The sequence below is a fragment of the Streptomyces sp. CA-251387 genome (genome assembly GCF_050936625.1).
Taxonomy (GTDB): Bacteria; Actinomycetota; Actinomycetes; order Streptomycetales; family Streptomycetaceae; genus Streptomyces.
Genome location: NZ_JBNJMJ010000002.1, coordinates 339,908 through 356,282 on the forward strand (window position 1 = coordinate 339,908; position 16,375 = coordinate 356,282).

Annotated in this window: 6 protein-coding genes and 9 pseudogenes; 6 read left to right on the plus strand and 9 right to left on the minus strand. The window is 64.8% G+C overall.

Annotation, left to right across the window (positions count from 1 at the left end; genetic code table 11):
* Window positions 1–12: 12 nt before the first annotated feature.
* Window positions 13–312 (minus strand): annotated as a pseudogene (locus tag ACQEV2_RS43255) (transposase); the annotation flags it as partial.
* Between the two features lie 423 nt (window positions 313–735).
* Here ACQEV2_RS43255 and ACQEV2_RS43260 point away from each other — a divergent pair.
* A pseudogene (locus ACQEV2_RS43260) lies at window positions 736–1,827 on the plus strand (IS110 family transposase); the annotation flags it as partial.
* 8 nt (window positions 1,828–1,835) lie between these two features.
* Here the strand turns inward: ACQEV2_RS43260 and ACQEV2_RS43265 are convergent.
* Window positions 1,836–2,695 (minus strand): IS5 family transposase gene (locus ACQEV2_RS43265; RefSeq protein WP_433056098.1). Its coding sequence is split into 2 segments (ribosomal slippage): window positions 1,836–2,329 and window positions 2,329–2,695, totalling 861 coding nucleotides; the frame shifts between segments, so codons are not numbered across the junction.
* 46 nt (window positions 2,696–2,741) lie between these two features.
* On the opposite strand from ACQEV2_RS43265, the pseudogene ACQEV2_RS43270 reads away from it, so the two are divergent.
* Window positions 2,742–2,915: pseudogene (locus tag ACQEV2_RS43270) on the plus strand (IS110 family transposase); the annotation flags it as partial.
* A gap of 20 nt (window positions 2,916–2,935) precedes the next feature.
* Here ACQEV2_RS43270 and ACQEV2_RS43275 read toward each other — a convergent pair.
* Window positions 2,936–3,538: pseudogene (locus ACQEV2_RS43275) on the minus strand (transposase); the annotation flags it as partial.
* 110 nt (window positions 3,539–3,648) lie between these two features.
* A complete protein-coding gene (locus ACQEV2_RS43280; RefSeq protein ID WP_433056145.1) occupies window positions 3,649–4,356 on the minus strand; it encodes a hypothetical protein in 708 nt (235 codons plus the stop codon).
* A gap of 46 nt (window positions 4,357–4,402) precedes the next feature.
* Between ACQEV2_RS43280 and ACQEV2_RS43285 the strand changes: the two are divergent.
* Window positions 4,403–4,806: pseudogene (locus ACQEV2_RS43285) on the plus strand (transposase family protein); the annotation flags it as partial.
* Window positions 4,807–4,966: 160 nt separating this feature from the next.
* Here ACQEV2_RS43285 and ACQEV2_RS43290 read toward each other — a convergent pair.
* Complete coding sequence (locus ACQEV2_RS43290; protein WP_433055992.1) at window positions 4,967–7,519, minus strand: LuxR C-terminal-related transcriptional regulator; 2,553 nt, start codon at window positions 7,517–7,519, stop codon at window positions 4,967–4,969.
* A 582-nt stretch (window positions 7,520–8,101) separates the two neighbouring features.
* On the opposite strand from ACQEV2_RS43290, the pseudogene ACQEV2_RS43295 reads away from it, so the two are divergent.
* Both ACQEV2_RS43295 and ACQEV2_RS43300 read left to right on the plus strand, forming a co-directional pair.
* Window positions 8,102–8,990, plus strand: a pseudogene (locus ACQEV2_RS43295) (IS481 family transposase); the annotation flags it as partial.
* 1,512 nt (window positions 8,991–10,502) lie between these two features.
* Window positions 10,503–10,937, plus strand: coding sequence for an ATP-binding protein (locus tag ACQEV2_RS43300; protein WP_433055995.1), 435 nt, complete (start codon window positions 10,503–10,505; stop codon window positions 10,935–10,937).
* 235 nt (window positions 10,938–11,172) lie between these two features.
* Here ACQEV2_RS43300 and ACQEV2_RS43305 read toward each other — a convergent pair.
* A pseudogene (locus ACQEV2_RS43305) lies at window positions 11,173–11,412 on the minus strand (hypothetical protein); the annotation flags it as partial.
* An 11-nt stretch (window positions 11,413–11,423) separates the two neighbouring features.
* Window positions 11,424–11,900 (minus strand): annotated as a pseudogene (locus ACQEV2_RS43310) (transposase family protein); the annotation flags it as partial.
* A 537-nt stretch (window positions 11,901–12,437) separates the two neighbouring features.
* On the opposite strand from ACQEV2_RS43310, the pseudogene ACQEV2_RS43315 reads away from it, so the two are divergent.
* Window positions 12,438–12,620 (plus strand): annotated as a pseudogene (locus tag ACQEV2_RS43315) (IS110 family transposase); the annotation flags it as partial.
* Between the two features lie 433 nt (window positions 12,621–13,053).
* Here the strand turns inward: ACQEV2_RS43315 and ACQEV2_RS43320 are convergent.
* Both ACQEV2_RS43320 and ACQEV2_RS43325 read right to left on the minus strand, forming a co-directional pair.
* Window positions 13,054–13,776, minus strand: a complete 723-nt coding sequence (locus ACQEV2_RS43320; protein WP_433055998.1) for a hypothetical protein — start codon at window positions 13,774–13,776, stop codon at window positions 13,054–13,056.
* A gap of 113 nt (window positions 13,777–13,889) precedes the next feature.
* Window positions 13,890–15,596 (minus strand): protein kinase domain-containing protein, encoded by a 1,707-nt coding sequence (locus ACQEV2_RS43325; RefSeq protein ID WP_433056001.1) that lies wholly within the window; start codon window positions 15,594–15,596, stop codon window positions 13,890–13,892.
* Between the last annotated feature and the right edge of the window lie 779 nt (window positions 15,597–16,375).

Genomic DNA, 16,375 nt, shown 5'->3' on the forward strand with positions numbered 1-16,375 from the left:
GTGACGTTGTGATCAATCGGCTGCTTGCAAGAGATCTCCGAGCCAGATCATCGAGGCGCGGAGTTCGGGTCCAGCGAGGTAGCTCTCGGGCGTCTTGGCGAAGCGTGTGGCGATGCCGCGCCGGTTCTTCAGCCGGTTGATCAGCCGCTCGACGGTGTTGCGCTCGCGGTAGAGATCGGCGCCGAAGGTGACGGGACGGCCTCCCCGACTGCACTTCTTCTGGCGGTTGGCGGCTTGGTCCTTCTTCTCCGGGATGACTGCCTTGATACGGCGTTTGCGTAGGTGGGCGCGGTTGGCGCGGGACGAGTACGCCTAATGGGACCCGAAGGTCCGTATATGAGCCCTGATCTTGGGGTGACGCCGTTCTCCAGGGCGCGGAGCGAGCCTTTGAGTATGCCCGGACCATCGAGTCCTGTTGACAAGACGAAGCCGCTACCGCGCCCGTCGGCGTTCGTTCAAGGTGAGGCAGAGGAGTATCGACAATCGTGCCCGAGCGGTATCGCTGGTGACGGTTGAAAGCACGTTCCGTCACTGCACTCCTGGCCCATCGGCAACGCGATTCGCTGTTCGCAGTCCGAGCTGGCCGTGCGGATCACCTCTCTCCATTGCCTGAGTCTCATCTCTGAAGCAGACCGAGGGCCGCACGGCTTGCTGGGGTTGCGAACGGCTGGTAGGGAGCACGCGCACCCTGCACAGGCTCGGAACCGGCAAAGAGCCCCGGCAGAGGAGGATCACATGGAGGTCACCGCATTACCGGCGCCCGTGTTCTGCGGGGTGGATTGGGCAGAAGATCACCACGACATTGCGCTGGTCGATGCCGGTGGGAAGCAGCTCGCCAGGCAGCGGATCAACGATGATGCAGAGGGATTTGCTCAGTTGATTGCCCTGCTGGGCGAGCACGGCGACCGCGCTGACGTCATGATTCCTGTTGCGATCGAGACGTCCCGTGGACTTCTCGTCGCGTGTCTGCGGGCCACCGGCCGCCCCGTTTACGCGATCAACCCGCTGGCAGGTGCCCGTTACCGGGATCGTCATTCCGTGGCCCGGAGGAAATCCGATGCCATCGACGCCGCGGTGTTGGCGAACATGCTGCGGACCGACATGGCCGCGCACCGAGCGTTGCCTGCGGACTCCGAGCTCGTGCAGGCCATCGCGGTGCTTGCCCGAGCACAACGGGATGCCGTCTGGGACCGCGGTCAGGCCAGCAACAAGCTCCGCTCCCAGCTGCACGAGTTCTACCCGGCCATCCTGCACGCGTTCGCCGCACACAAGCACGGCCTGTGCGCACGGGAAGCCCGGACCATCCTCGCCGCGGCACCGACACCGACCATCGCCGCCACGCTCACGCGGCGTCGGTTGCAGTCTCTGCTCAAGAAGGCCGGCCGAGTACGCGGCATCGAGGCTGAAGCCGACCGGCTCCATGAAGTGTTCCAGCGCGACTATCTCCACCAACTTCCGCAGGTGGAAGCGGCATTTGGCCAGCAGACAACTGCTCTGCTCAGTCAGCTCAACACCGCCTGCCTCAATGCGGATCAGCTCGAGGAAGCTACGGCTGCCGCATTCGAAGGACACCCTGATGCACCGGTCATCCGCAGCTTTCCAGGTCTCGGATCCTTAACCGGCGCCCGCGTCCTGGCGGAGATCGGTGATGACCGGACCCGATTTGCGAGCGCCGACTCGCTCAAGGCATACGCCGGAAGTGCCCCAGTTACTCGGGCAAGTGGTATGAGCCGCACGGTCATGAGCCGGAGGATCAAGAATCAGAGGCTGGCGGCCGCTGGCTACGTGGGGGCCTTCGTATCGCTTACCAAGTCAGCAGGTGCTAGGGTCCGTCTTCAAACGGATCTTGCCCAGAGTAGGAGTGACGCGAGACTGACCGCTGCTTCGTAGGAGGTGGCGGTCTTGTCGTACCTGGTGGCGATTCCGCGGAAGCCCTTGAGCTGGTTGAAGCAGCGCTCAATGACGTTGCGCCGACGATAGATCTGCCGGTCGAATGCCGGTGGTCGGCCGCCGCGGCTACCTCGGTTCTGTCGGTGCCGCTGCTGGTCGGTCTTCTCCGGGATGGTGTGCGCGATGCCGCGTCGGCGCAGGTAGGCGCGGAAACCGCGAGAGCTGTAGGCCTTGTCCGCGATGACCTGGTCAGGTCGGCAGCGTGGTCGTCCAACGCCGGTGCGTGGGACGTGGATGCGTTGCAGCAGGGGGCGTGCGCAGATGCTGTCGTGGCGTTGGCCGGGTGTCAGCAGGATCGCGAGGGGCCGGCCGCGGCCGTCGCAAGCGAGGTGGATTTTGGTGGTCAGTCCGCCTCGGGATCGGCCGAGGGCGTGATCGTCCGGTTCGTCCGGCCTGTGGATCCCCCTTTTCGGCCGGTGGCAGCGGCGTGTTGGTGGGCACGGACGATGGTGGAGTCGATCTGCACCAGCCAGTCGATGTCGCCGGCCGCGTCTGCCTGGGCCTGGATGTGCTGGAGAGCTCGGGTGAACACGCCGTCCAGGGCGTAGCGGCGGAAGCGTGTGTAGACGGTCTGCCATGGGCCGTAGCGTTCCGGCAAGTCACGCCAGGAGATCCCGGTCCGGATCTTATAGACCATCCCGTTGATGACCTGCCGGTCCGACACACGAGGACGTCCCGTGGTGGCCCGTGGTATCAGCAGAGCGAGTAACTCCCACTCCTGGTCGGTGAGTTCATGGCGACCTATCACGCCACCATGATCCACCCTCCGATGATCTTTGAAGACGGACCCTAGAGCCCATTACGATCGCCGCAGGGAAGCCGGCGACCGCCACGTCGCGGCACAACGCAATCTCTTCAATCGCTTCATGGGCATGCTCTTCTACTGCCTCCAGCACGGCCAGCTCTACGACGAGCTCAAGGCATTTCCGATCCATCCGGACGATCGTTCCGCCTCCGCGGCTTGACTCTTATCCGCGTGGGATGTCTTGTCGGCGGCGACCGCGCCCGGCCATGTGCGGGGCCGACCGACGGCAGACGGACGCGGAGCGGCCTGCCCTGCGGTCAGGACGAACGACAAAGGCCGGCGCTTCCGGTCGGCAGCGAGGTGAATATTGCTGGTCAGTCCCGCCGCGGGACCTTCCAAGCAGGGCTTCCCTCAGACGAAGCCGTCGTCACCGGTGGACGCGTGGCCCGTTCTGTTCCGCCTCGTCGCCCCTTCTTGGCCTGCTCCTGCTCGGCTGCGGCTTTCCCGAGAGCCTCCATGACGTCCTTGCCAACGATCATCCCGGCGGCGTCGTGGTGAGCACGAACGGTCGTGGAGTCTATGCTGACCAGGGATACGTAAGTCTGTCTTGCCCTGGCGGGCGGCTTCGGCGGCCAGGCCCTCCAGCAGGGCGGTGAACACACCGGCGTTCCGCCAGATCCGGAAGCGTTCGTAGACGGTTCGGCCAGGGCCCGAACTCGCCGGGCATCTCACGCCGCTGCACACCTGTCCTGAACCACCAGATCACTCCCTTGAACTGATCCGTAGCCGCTCGGGGTACAGGCCGTACTCGCCTATCGGCAGGAACGGCTCGATCAATAACAACGCGAAGTAACGCCAACGGGATCACGAGACACTAGGTCAGGGATCGCTTCAGGTGGGCCGGCAGGGTACCCCCCAACCGGATGAGAAAAGTTCAGCAAGGTGCTGAGTTCCTACTGCGGGACCGTGATCTTGTAGGTGACGTCACAAAGTGCATCTCCGGTACCACTGTGGATGGTGACGAGCGTGCTCTTACCTCTCTGCAAATCGCCCGCCTTCACCTCATACTGCGCGTTCGTGGCATCACACAGAGTATCGTCGGATGAATTTTGATCCCAATCCTTGAGGTAGTATCCGAGATTGATCTTCTCGTTGGAGTCGAGGAAGAATCCCCATCGATTGTTGGGCGCCTTGCATGGGGTGCGCGCAGCGTCCTCCGAGCGGAAGTCGTGGACATCGTCCCAGGTGGGATTGCCCCAATAGTTAACTCTGCATAGAATTGTTGCCGCAAAATTCTGCGCAGGCCAGCTGCCGGCAACACGTTTCGGACTGCACGACGTGGAGTTCCATGGGACGTCGCCGTACGAAATCCAGCGGGTCTCCGTGTCATATCCGATCTCCGATCCGCCCCTCGGGCACTGGCCGATCCTCCATATACCCGGAGCTCCGGTCTCCGTCGTGTGCTGCACCCAGAGGTGACCGTAAACCTCTGCTGTACTGTCCAACCATCCGTCCTCAACGTTTTCGAGGTTCAAGCTCTCGATCGAGATGTACACAGGGACGTTCTCCGCAACCCCCGGGATAGGGGTGCCTGCTGCTGCCGGAACCGCCATCCCAATACCTGCAGCGAGTACAGCGAACGGCGCGACAAATTTCGCCATACATGAAACAGATCGTGACATACAGCCCTCCAAGCCAAGGCCAGCCGGAACATTTGTAGTGATACCAAGGGTTGAGGTTTCGGAGAAGAGTAGATGTCACTCAAAACACCGGTTTTCGCGGGCAACGCCGGGACGCACCCATGACCTGACCGCAGCCCGCGCCCACGGCATCGTCCCAAGCCTGCCTTCCCCGCCAGGTCCTCGTCCTGGCCGATCGCGCCTACCAAGGTGCCGGTGCCACCGTCCGCACCCCTACTACGGCCACCGCGAACTCCCGGAGCACTACCATCAGTACAACCGCGCGACCACGCCCGTCTCCGCGCTCTAGACGAACGTGCCTTCGCCCGCCTCAAGTCCTGGCGACTGCTACGGCAAGCCCGATGCTCGACCAACCGCATCGGCAGGATGATCGCAGCAGTCCACATCCTCCTCACCTGCGACTACGCATGATGAAAGAGGTTTACTGATTCCTAATGCGGTCTGCCAAGCCGCGAGAGCGGTGGGCGGGGTGCGTTCGTAGCGCCGTCCGTCGCGAAGGAGGGCCCAGAGGAGGTTGACGCGGCGGCGAGCGAGAGCAAGCACGGGCTTGATGCTTTTCTGTTTCATCTGGTCAGATGGGACCGTCGCTTGCGGATGATCCCCGGTTCGTCGGGACGGCTCGCTGCAGTTCCCGTCGGCTGGTCACACCGATTTTCCGGTATATGCGGTAGAGGTGGTTGCCTACTGTGCGGACGGACAGTGTCAGCCGCTCGGCGATCTCCCTGTCGCTGAGGCCTTGTGCCACGAGCAGCATCATTTCCCGCTCCCGCAGACTCAATGGTGCAAGTGACTCCAGCAACAACAGGGCTGGCGTGGTTGCTCCCTCGCAGCGGGAGGCGAGTGATTGTGCGTGGTGAGACGCCGCCGTCGCCGCTCGGTCCTGGTTAGACCGACGGTGTAGCCGGGACAACTCTGCATAGGCCTCGGCCGCGAACAGCTCGGCGCCTGCCTGAACGAACGTCTCAGCGGTGCGGCGAAGTAGGCGTATGTCCGCATTGACGATGGACTTGGCGTAGTCGAGGCGGGCCTGCAGGTAGGGGCCTTGGACGATTGTGTCCCAGTAGGGTTGCGTGTGGTCGGCCAGGCCCAGCCGGGCCATTTCGTGGCAGATGACGGCCACATCACCGTGTCCGCCGCGTTCCTGGCCTGTGTCTGCGGCGCGTGTGAGCAGGGCAGCAGCGTGGTTGCGTTCACCGGACAGGAATGCGGTCCATGCCAGGGCGATGTGATGGCAGGCGTTGATACTGCTGTCGACGGGTTGGGGCAGGTCTGCCTTGCCTGGGCGACCGACGCTGGCATTGGCCAGCGTGGTGAGAAGTTGCGCTTTTGTGTGCCATTGTTCCCAGCCCACTTGGTAGCCGGGGTGGAACGTGGACAACTCGCATGCTTGTCGGGGTCGACCGTGCTCCAGCAGAACAGCACTGAGGGCCAGGCCGTATTGGGCGTCGATACGCAGGTGGCGGTCGGCGACGGCACGGTCGTATGCGTGCGCCAGAAGGGCAGCTGCCTCCTTTAGACGGCCGAGGGCAGCCAGTGTCGCGGCGTGGACGAGCTCGAGGCAGTCGGCATGGAAGGGGTGGGCGTCGATGCCGTCGCGAGGGACGATGCCCTCGTAGAGGGCGAGGGCATCAGCCGGATGTCCAGCGTGCAGCAGTGCCGCCATCTGGAAGATGACGGCTTCCAGATAGTGCTCGTCGGCAGGGTTGTCTATCAGTGGGCCGCAGAATTGCAAGGTGCGGTTGAAGTTTCCCTGGAAATAGGAGGCCATCCCGTGAAACAAGCGACCTTGACTGCCGGTCAGGCCAGCGATGATGTCCTCGGCACGGTCGAATCGACCTTGCAACAGGAAGCCACGGGCCCGTGCAGCCTGCAATTCCGGGCACTGTTCGGCGCAGGCGGTCTCCGCGGCGTCCAGCACTGTGGTAGCGGCGTCGAAGTCGGCAAGCGATATGAGTGCCAGAGCGTGTGCGGCAGCCGTACGGGACGAGGGTTGCTGGTGCCACGCAGCGGCAGTAAACCGCAGGGCCATGGCCAGATCGTTGGCGGCAGCCGCACGGTGGGCAGCGTGCAGCAGCTCCTCCGTGCTGACCGAGTCGCCGACCTCCAGACGCCAGTTGGTGATTCGCAACGTCTCGGCGTCCGAGCCTTCTGTACGGTCACTGTAGGCAGCAATCCAGACCCGCAGATGGGCACGGCAACGCAGGACAGGCATGGTCTGCCGGATCACGTGCCCAACAAGTTGGTGAGACAAGCGCACTATGGCTTTAGGAGGTTCGGACGCATGGACCCTCGAGGCCTCAACGTGGAGGAGGTCCTGGTTCTCCAAGTGGAGCAGTGTCGGTGCCGGAACCAGGCGCTCGAGAAGGTCAAGGGGCACCGGCTCGGCAAGCACTACGAGCTCAAGGGCATCACGGGCCTCGGGCTCCAGGTCGCGGATCTTCCGAGTGATCAACTCGCTCAAAGGGACCGACAGCGGGACCTGGTCGGGCAGGGTCCACCCACCAGGAGAAGGTGCAAACAGACCCTGCTGTGCCGCGGCCCGGACCAGTTCCCGCAAAAGCAGCGGATTGCCGTCCGACAGCTGGGCCAGGTAGGTCGCCGCGCTGCGGGCAAGGCCGTCCCCCACGAGGGACGCAGCAAGCCGACGAGTCGATACTTCATCCAGCGGCCCTAGTTCCATCCGATGCAGAAGGTCGTCCTTCCACAGTGCAGTGATCGCCGCCGGCAGCGGTGCATCAGTGTTCACGATGAGCAGCAAGTACGCAGCCTGCTGTCGGGCCAGATCCAGAATGAGCGAGGCCATGGCCGGTTCTAGCAGGTGTGCATCGTCAACGAAAAGCACCGTGTCCTGTCGACTGTTGCCCGTCGGCCGCAAGGCCTGGAGCAGTTCGTGCGCGGGAACGCTGACGACATCCGTGCGCCCGGTGCGTGTGATCTTGGCCATGGAGCTCTGGGGCATGTCCTCGTCTGGCCAGGTCACCATCACCCGAACCACCCGGTAACTATTGGCCAGCACCACCAGCGCATCATTGGCCAGGCGGGTCTTGCCCACCCCGCTGGGACCGGCCAGCAACACCCCTGTATGCCGATCAGAGCGAGTCAACAACCGCAAGAGCCGGGTCATGCACGCTTCCCGCCCCACCAGGGCGATCGCGTCTGCAGGCACCACGTGCACCGTCGACTCAGAGTCGACGCACTCGTGGTGTCTCCCCTGCGCCGGCACCGCTGGACCGACCGGGGCCCGGCTCCCGGACACGCCACGCCGGAGGGACTCCGGATTCCAGTTGCCGCTCCTCCAGCCCGAATCTGACTGGCTCATTTCAGCACCCCATCGCCCATGGGTGCTGTTCCAAGCGCAGAAACGTTTCCCACGCGTCGGCACCCAGACAGGACGCCCCGCACACCGCGTTGCACAGCATGTGGAACGTGAGCAGGCAGCCACAGAGCCCGACGCTTCAAGTGGCCACCTTGCCGTCTCCGAGCCTGCGTGCCGTCTACCGGAAGGCGTTGAGCAATCGCTACTTAACCTGACCGTTTCGCTTTGGTTGGTTGAGGTGGCGTGAGCACAGTGGGCTGGTGTCTATCGGATGCTGGCCGGCCTTGATCATGGCGAAGGCCTCCGCGTGGGGTGGAGGTGTCGAATCTTCACCACACGGAGGCCTTCGTGTCCCACCGTAATGCCCGGCTAACCGTTTAGGGCAGACGACTGCCGATCGACCGCCTCCGCTCCTGCCGCCCCGTCGCCGCAGAGATGGGTATCTCCCGTTCCACGGCCCACAAGTGGGTCCGGTGCTGGCGGTCCGGGGGGGCAGCGGACCCTTCCACACCGAACCACCGCCGCAACCGAAGCCCGCGTCTGCCGGCTGCGGCAAAGCCGCACGCTCGGGCCCGCACGCCTCGCGTCGATCCTGGGCCTGCCCGCGTCGACCGTGCACCGGATACTTACCCGGCACGGCCTGAACCGACTGGCCCTGTTGGACCGGCCGACCGGCCACCTCATCCGCCGCTACAAGCGTGAACGACCGGGCGAACTCGTCCACGTCGACGTCAAGAAACTCGGCCGGGCCCCGACGGCGGCGGACACAAGGACTGGGCCGACAGGCCGACCGTGCCCGCCGCCGTAGCAACGTCGGCTTCGACTACGTCCACTCGCCGTTGACGCCCCCAGCCGCCTCGCCTACAGCGAGATCCACCCAGACGAGAAGACTGCCACCTGCGCCGCCTATCTCCGCCTGGCCGCTGCCTTCTTCGCAGGCTCGGGCATCGAACGCTTCGAGCGGGTGCTAACCGACAAAGCCTGGCCCTACCGCAAGAGCTTCACCTGGCGGCAAGCCCTGGCCGACCTCGGGAGCGACCGGCAAGTTCACCCGCGCCTACCGGCCGCAGTCGGCGCGCTCTACGCCGACCTCGTGCAACGGCAAGGTCGAACGCTTCAACCGCACCTGCTCGACGAATGGGCCTACCTGTGGCCCTACACCAACAACGCCGAACGCACCACAGCCCTGGCAAACTTCGTGCACAGCTACAACCACCACCGTTGCCACACCGCACTCGGCGACCATCCACCCATCACTCGCGTCAACTCGGCGGGTCAATGCAGATTCGTGCCAGGCGGCATGGAGGGAGACGGAAAGGATGCGGCTGAGGCTGGGGGCTTGCCGGCGACAGATGCGAGATGCGATGACCAAGGCGCGGGCACATACGAACTGAGGTCCTCCAACTGCCGTGCGAGGCTTTCGCCATGGGGGGCTGGTATGGATGATCTGGTGGTGCATGCCTCACCGTTAGCGGACAGCGAGAGCCGCGCCGGAGCGCGGGTGGGTCGGTTCTGGATCACCTTCCAGAGACCACCAGCAACCGGAAGGTCACCGTCCGTTGAGTAGCGCTTGCTCATGCTCAGGCCGCGGCAGGCGGATAAACATTGGGGACTATCGAAAGGCGCTGCGCACAGTGCGGCGGCATGCAGGATGTGATCGCCATGGACATCTCCAAGAACCATGTAACCACCCTCGGATCGGGCAGAGTGCATCAGCAAGGGCCAACTGTCGGGGAAACGCACTGCCCTGTGCTCCCCGGTAGCCTGCTAACAGCCGCGACGCCCGCCTGTGGCGTGGCATCGACAGAGCAAGCCCCGAATGCGCTGAGCAACTGGACAGCTGTCTTGCCGTGGTTCCGCAGCAGACTGGCGATGGCCCGGGTGAGACATCGAATACATCGCGTGGTGACTGGCAGCAGCTGCGCGGGCTCTTGGTGCGCGTTGCACTGCCGCATCGTCGCTTCCCGACCCGTAGTGGGCAATGCAGCGGATACCGGCTCTGAGTTACGCCGCCCCCACGGTATGCACCCCTGAAGGAGGTTCCCGTCCCGGCCGCATTGCGACCCTTCATCGAGCGAGGACGATTTGCTATGCCACGATGTCCCGCAGGCCTACCCGCGAAGTGTCCCTGCGGCTTCAGCGCAGCGACCATCTCTGCCCTGTTCCTTCTGCTTGTCGAGCACAACTACCTGATTCCTGAAGAGCGCGCCCTTGGTTGCATCATCCGGCGTGCCGCACGTCCGAGCACGCCCCTCGGCGATCCCGATTCACCTTCGTGAAGCCTCGAACCCGCCAGCCGGTGCACCAGCATGGGTAGTGTCGGGCAGGGCTCAATCCCCGTGTCGGCCTCCCTTCCATCCGGCGCATCGAGCGCGCCCGGTGCGGTTGAGACGGTTGCTCACCACGCGATGAAACTTGTCAATCCGGCGATGGAAGCGCCCCTGCTTCAACTGTTACGGCAGGTCAGATACTCGAGCACAGTGGAACGGCGGCCGCAATATCCCGCACACCATCGGGCATCGCCCTTGCTTGCTGCCGCGAACATGGCGCCGCCCTACCACGGGGGTACCCCGAACTCACGACGAATCAGAGATCACCGCGGACAACTGGCGTCACGTACTGGGCAAGACTCAACCCAACGACCACCTGGCTTCAGGGCGCCCTCGCAATAAGGCCCAGAACATACCGGCTGGGAGAGGGTTCGTACACCTTCCATACGCCCGAAATGCGGACGGCCTCAGTAAGCATTTGGCTGCGACCCAATCGGTGTTCCCCCTCAGGCACGGTGACCATGACCGCTTCCGATGGCCTCCCTCCATTGCCACATACGACGCTCTTGGCCGCCCTGCACAGGGTCAGTCGCTCTCCCGAGGAAGTGGCGACCATCCGACGGAGTGTGGCGGCGCAACTGGCAGCCTGGCAGCTTCAGCATGTCGAGCAGCAGGTCATGCTCATCGTCTCCGAACTCATCACCAACGCCATCACGCACGGCAAGGGACAAGTGTGGCTGGCCCTTAAACTGCTTCACACTCTGGAAGGTCCCACTTTGCGCATAGAGGTCTGCGACCATGGCGCATGGCCAGGTGAGTCGCCGCGCTTCGCCGACAGCAATGCCGAGCACGGACGTGGCCTTCTGCTCGTCCAAAATCTCGCCGATGAGGCGGGCCACTCCCTCGACCCACTCGGCCATGTCGCCTGGGCCCACCTACGGGTCAGCGACTGCTGACTTGATCATCAATCCGGAGCTTCCGGGACGACGCCGTCCGACTAGCTTGATCTTTAACCTGTGCGGCGGGGTCGTGGGGTCGTTGACTTCTTCATTCGCTGTTTCGCGTTGCCTGGTTTGCGGACTGTGTAACACGTCGTGGGCGCGGGGCGGGCCGGGTGTTCTTGCGGCCGGGTGGTCGTCCCGGGCGGGGCGGGAGGGTTTCGGCGCTCTGACGGGCAGGCGACTTGCGGGCGTGTCCACGGCGATGCTCGCCCACCAGCGACAGTTCCACCAGCGAACGGACCGGGCCGTCCGCACACAGCACGGCGTCGGCCAGCTCGAACAGCGCGTCAGAACGCTTGGTCAAACACGAATAGAGCTCGCCCCGGAAGCGTGACGGCTCCGCGAACGGCTCCTGCCCCACGGCAGGGTGCAACAGACTCCTCCCCACGGCCTTCGCGCTTGGTGTGTGCGTTCCTTGGTCGGAGCACATGGTCAGCCGAAGGCCGCCTGATAGGCGCGGTCGGCGAGCACCGGAACACCCTGGCGTTCGCAGATCCGGATGATCCGGTGGGTGCGGGCCGCGGTCAGGTCGTGGGCACTGCCGGGCAGGACAGGCGAGATCCACAGCAGTCGTCCGGCCGGATCAGCTACCACCTGCACGTTCACCCCGTGCCGTCGGTGCTTGTGCAGAAGTCGGCCCGGCTGAACGCCAGTCCGGTCGCACTCCGCAAGGGTGCCGTCCAGCAGGACATAGTCGGGGCCGGCTTCGCGTTGGAGGCGCAGGAGCCCGGGAGCACGGTCGGTGAGCAGGGCGATGCCGGCTGCGGTGCAGGCCTGGGCGGTACCGGCGGAGATACCGAAGCCAGCCCTGAGTTCCTCAAGGGTGTCGTGCCTGTGCAAGTACACCAAGCCGACCAGGGCACGCTGGTGCGGCGGCAGCTTGCAGCGGCGGTCATCCTCACGGGTGACGATGAGCATGGTGACCCACTCGACCACGGCATGGGGCAGGTCGAGTGCGGCAGGACAGGGAACAAACGAGGCTCCTGTGCCGGTGAGTTGAGACGTCGAACACCTCCCTCAACGGCACGGGCGCCTCATGCGTTGCCGACACCTACATCGTCACCCGATCAGTGGCCCCGCTGAAAGGGCTCCCTACGTTGTTCTGCGGGAGGCGGTGGGCCCTTCGTATGGTTCACCCACCCAGGGGCGGGGTGTGGTTCAAAAAGCTCTGCCGCTCGTGGCTTCCACTGAGCTGTTTCAGCCTGGGCACCGATCGGGTGACATGAGTGGCCACTGGACCAGGGCGTCAGCGTGGGAACGCGCTGGCCCGCCACCCGTCAACAGCAGCCGCGCCATCACCCTGGCGAGTGGCCGCTGAAAAGGCTCACTGATTGGCCGCCCGGCGCCCCACGACGACTCGACTGCCAATTAGGAATTCGAATGATCGCTCCGTAGGGAATCGACAGCGAGGTCGTCCGTGAGAGGCGCCAGCAGCACACCGCACGGAGGCACCACATGGCCGCGATCTGGGCCGGCATCGACGCAGGCAAGGCCCACCACCACTGCGTCGCGATCGACGACAGCGGCCGTCGGCTGCTGTCCCGCCGCGTCGCAGACCAGGTGACATGGGGCATCGACCTGGCTGATGGCGGAGCCGCCCTGACCATCGCGATCCTCCTCAACCACGGCCAGCCGGTGTAATACATCTCCGGCCGGGCGATCCACCCGGCCTCCGAGAGCTACCACCTCGGCGTTGTTCAGCATCCGGCACGCGCATCACCGGCATTGCCCTTACCATCCTGGCGCAAACCCTCACACCACGAGGCTCGTCACCCGACGCCGCCACCGGACGCCAGAACCAGACCCTGCAACTGCTCCGCACGGACCCGATCCGGCCATGGCACGCGAAGGAGATCGTCACCGTTCTCGGGATCGACCACTTCCAGCCTTTACGCACAGTTGGGTCCCTGGGTCGCGGCAGGCATGCTGCACCAGGTTTGGTCGTGGCCTCTGCAAACGTGCCCCCTGGGCCCGTGTCAGAACGCCTGAACATGATGCACGACAGCCACTTGCTTGCCGTGCTCCACAGCTAACTACGAGCATTGCGTTCACGGCCGAGTGGATCGACGACTCAGCGGCAGGTGTAGGTGAAGGTGGTTGAGGCGGCCTGCGGGTCGGGGGAAAGTACTTCGAGGGTCGCGGTGGCTTGCAGGGTGCCGTGGCCGTTGAACGTCCATCGGAGCACGACGTTGGTCTGGCGGGCGTTGGGGGCGACTCGCTGCTGGAGCGTGCGGGAAATGGTGCCGTCGCTGCGCTTCCAGCGGTAGGTGACCGTGCCTGGCTTCCCGTTGGTCTGCAGGGTGCCCGTGATGGTGGCAGTGCTGTCGCATGCCGGGTCGCGGGGGCTGGTGTGGACGTTGACTGCGGTGACCGCAATCGGGCCACCATGTCGTTGCCAGGCGAGAAGGGCGAGTGCGGCAAGAAGGATCAGGGGCGGGAGCAGCCAGCCGCTGAGCTGTCGCCGCCTGCGGCGGCCGGATGCTTCGAGCCTGGGCTGTTTGCAGGGGTGTGTCGCGCCGCGCCAGATGGCGGCGGCATGGTCGGGGATGGACGCCGAGACTCTGGGGACTCCGGGGCCAAAGCGGTATGCCTCTCCCGCCCCCGGCCGGCCTCGATCGAGGGCTGTGGCGAGGTGGGAACCTGCCGAGTGGTTCTTGTCATCCACAGTGGGGTGCGGCGGCGGGACCTCGGAGGTGGACAGCGGAGTGTGCCATACCTCGCTGTCGAGAAAGGTGGCGCGGGTGGCTGTGTCGTGGGACAGGGCAGACGGCGCCAGATCATGCGGCAGTCCCACGGCGGTGTCAGCCGACCTGTCCGGTCGCCCCTCGTGGCTGGTGCCACAAGGGTCATGCGGCTGCCGGTGATTTTGGGAAGGCATGGAAAATCCTGTGTGTGACGGTGAGCGGCTCAGCGAGGCGGGTCGCAGGAAGGCGATGCCTCGACAAGTGAGAAGGAGTTGTTGCCCGAGTCGGCGGAGGGACTGGTGGAGGCCCGCACGCCCTGATAGGCGTAGTGGTCAGGAATGCTGAACGCATGGCTGTAAGTGTCGGACACCTGCATTTGCCCCTTGGGAAGACGGATCTGCTCCGTGGCCACAGTCACGCTCCTGGTACCCGCGGCGGAGTTGGTGTGGAACCAACTAAGCGTCAGGATCCCTTCGGCGGCACCGTTGGTCCGCACGGTGACCTGGGTTTGGATGGAACATCCCTGGCCTTGCTGGGGCTTAGAGACTGACACCGAGTACACATCCAGTCGCGGCGAGTGCGACGGCGCGCTGCTGGTCGGTGTGTGGGATGGAGCGGAAGGCAGGGGGAGAGCAGGGGTGGACGTGGCGGCCGCAGGTGAAGAGCTGATGGCGGGCAAGCCGGAGGCGGACGGGGAGCTGGTCGAAGGTGGCGGGTCCTCCGCGGCGGTACCCGATGAGGTGCTCCCCTGGATGCTTCCGTCGGACGGGAACACACCGCCCGGGTTGGCGGTCGGTTGAATGCTTCCGTCGGACGGGTTAGCGGTCGGTGATCGGGCCGCCGATGGGGCCGAATGGTTTCCCGCATCCGGCCATGTCACTATCACTCCCCCGGCCAGCAGCGCGGCCGCTGTCCCCATAAGCACCTTGCCCTGGTGGCTGGATATGCGCCGTCGCCGGGGTGACAGGCGTTGCTTCGCGAGTGCCGATTCTGGCCAGGGCTCGGCCGGCTGACTCCCGGGCACATCGGCCCGCTCCAGCGAGGTGGTCGACAGGGCCGTCGTCCCTGAGTCGTTGGCGCCCGTCGAGGGAAGCAGGAGGGGCAGTAGCGTCACGAGGGCGGCGAGCTTGAACCGGCCGCGCTCCTCCCAGTCCTCACCGTAGGCGGCGGCGACGGCTTCGAGCTGCTCGACGAAGTCCGCCGCGCTGGCGGGCCGCTGCTGGGGAGTCTTGGCGAGACCGCTGAGGATCAGCGGGCGCAGCGGCTCCGGCACCATCTCGGCAGGGATCGGTGCCTGGGTGTGCTGGACTGCCAATTCCACGAGCGTGGATCCCGTGTAGGGCTTGGTGCCGGTCAGGCATTCGAAGAAGGTGGCGGTTGCGGCGTAGACATCGGTGGTCGGAGTCGGCGGGCGGCCCTCCCAGTGCTCGGGTGCCATATAGGCCGGTGTTCCCGCGATGTCCACGGATGCTCCGCTGCGCGCAGCAATCCCGAAATCCACCAGCTTGGAGCAGCCGTCGGCAGTAACGAGAACGTTCTCTGGCTTGTAGTCGCGATGGACTACTCCTGCACGGTGGGCCGACGCCAGGCCGAGCAGCGAACCCTTCAGGACCACCAGGGCCGCTTCAGGGCTGGCAGCACCCTCATGTCTGAGGAGTTCCCGCAGCGCGACACCGTCAACCAGCTCCATCACGATGGCGGCACCCTCGTCGGACTCAACGTACTCGTACAGCCGCGCGACGTGGGGCGACCGGAGGTCGCCAAGCAACCGGGCCTCGGCACGGAACTCGGCACGGAAGTCCCTGTCGGAGCGGATCTCCCGCGCCAGGTACTTGATCGCCACCGGCGTGCCGGTGTTATCGTGCCGAGCGAGGATGACCCGCCCGCTGGCGCCCGCACCCAGTTCCCGGTCGTGGGTGTAACCAGCCACACGCCACTGATCTGGACCTCTTTCCGGCAAAGCCCTGTCTCCCTCGCTTCGATACCCGCTCCGTGAGGTCAACGGACGACCTCGATCGAGAAAGCCCGAGCTCGCAGTGCCGGATACACTTCAATTTCCCTACCGTCGCAATGCCACTCCGGTCGATGACGTGACCAGTTGGGCTAGATATTGCCGCCCGGAACGAACATCGCGTGGCCGCCCCAAGCGGTTGGCCGTATAGAGCTCCACACTGACAGATGTCAAGGCTGCAATTCGAAGCAGCCGTCACGCGGCCAGCATTCGCACCCGTCGCGAAGCCTCACTCTGCCAACGTGGCCCGCCCCACCACAGGATGCACCTCTCGCCGAGGCATAATGAGGGAGATCCCGATGTGTCGAATTCAGTACAGGAAAACACACCTCTTGGGAATCCAGGAGTGCCCACAGCCCACTGCATGGCGGCCCAACCAGACCAGGTGAGTGGCCAACACCAGCCAACTGAACCAGTATCCCAAACACCCAGCTTCATTCCTGACACCTCTCCGCGAGAACGATCAGGCGCTCTCGGGTCTACCGTATTACCGCCCGCCAACGGCCCGCAGAGTAGAAGCTACTCACATCGGAATTTTGATTGGTTCGCGCCACAGACATGCCGAGCGCCTCGCTATCACACGCCGCCGGATCAGCACCTAGCTCAGGCCGCGGCGGGCGTGCCAATGACGTGATTCCAGAGCCGTTGCGCAACTTCCGCCCAGCGCGCGCATGGATGCTGATGAGACGCCTCGTTGA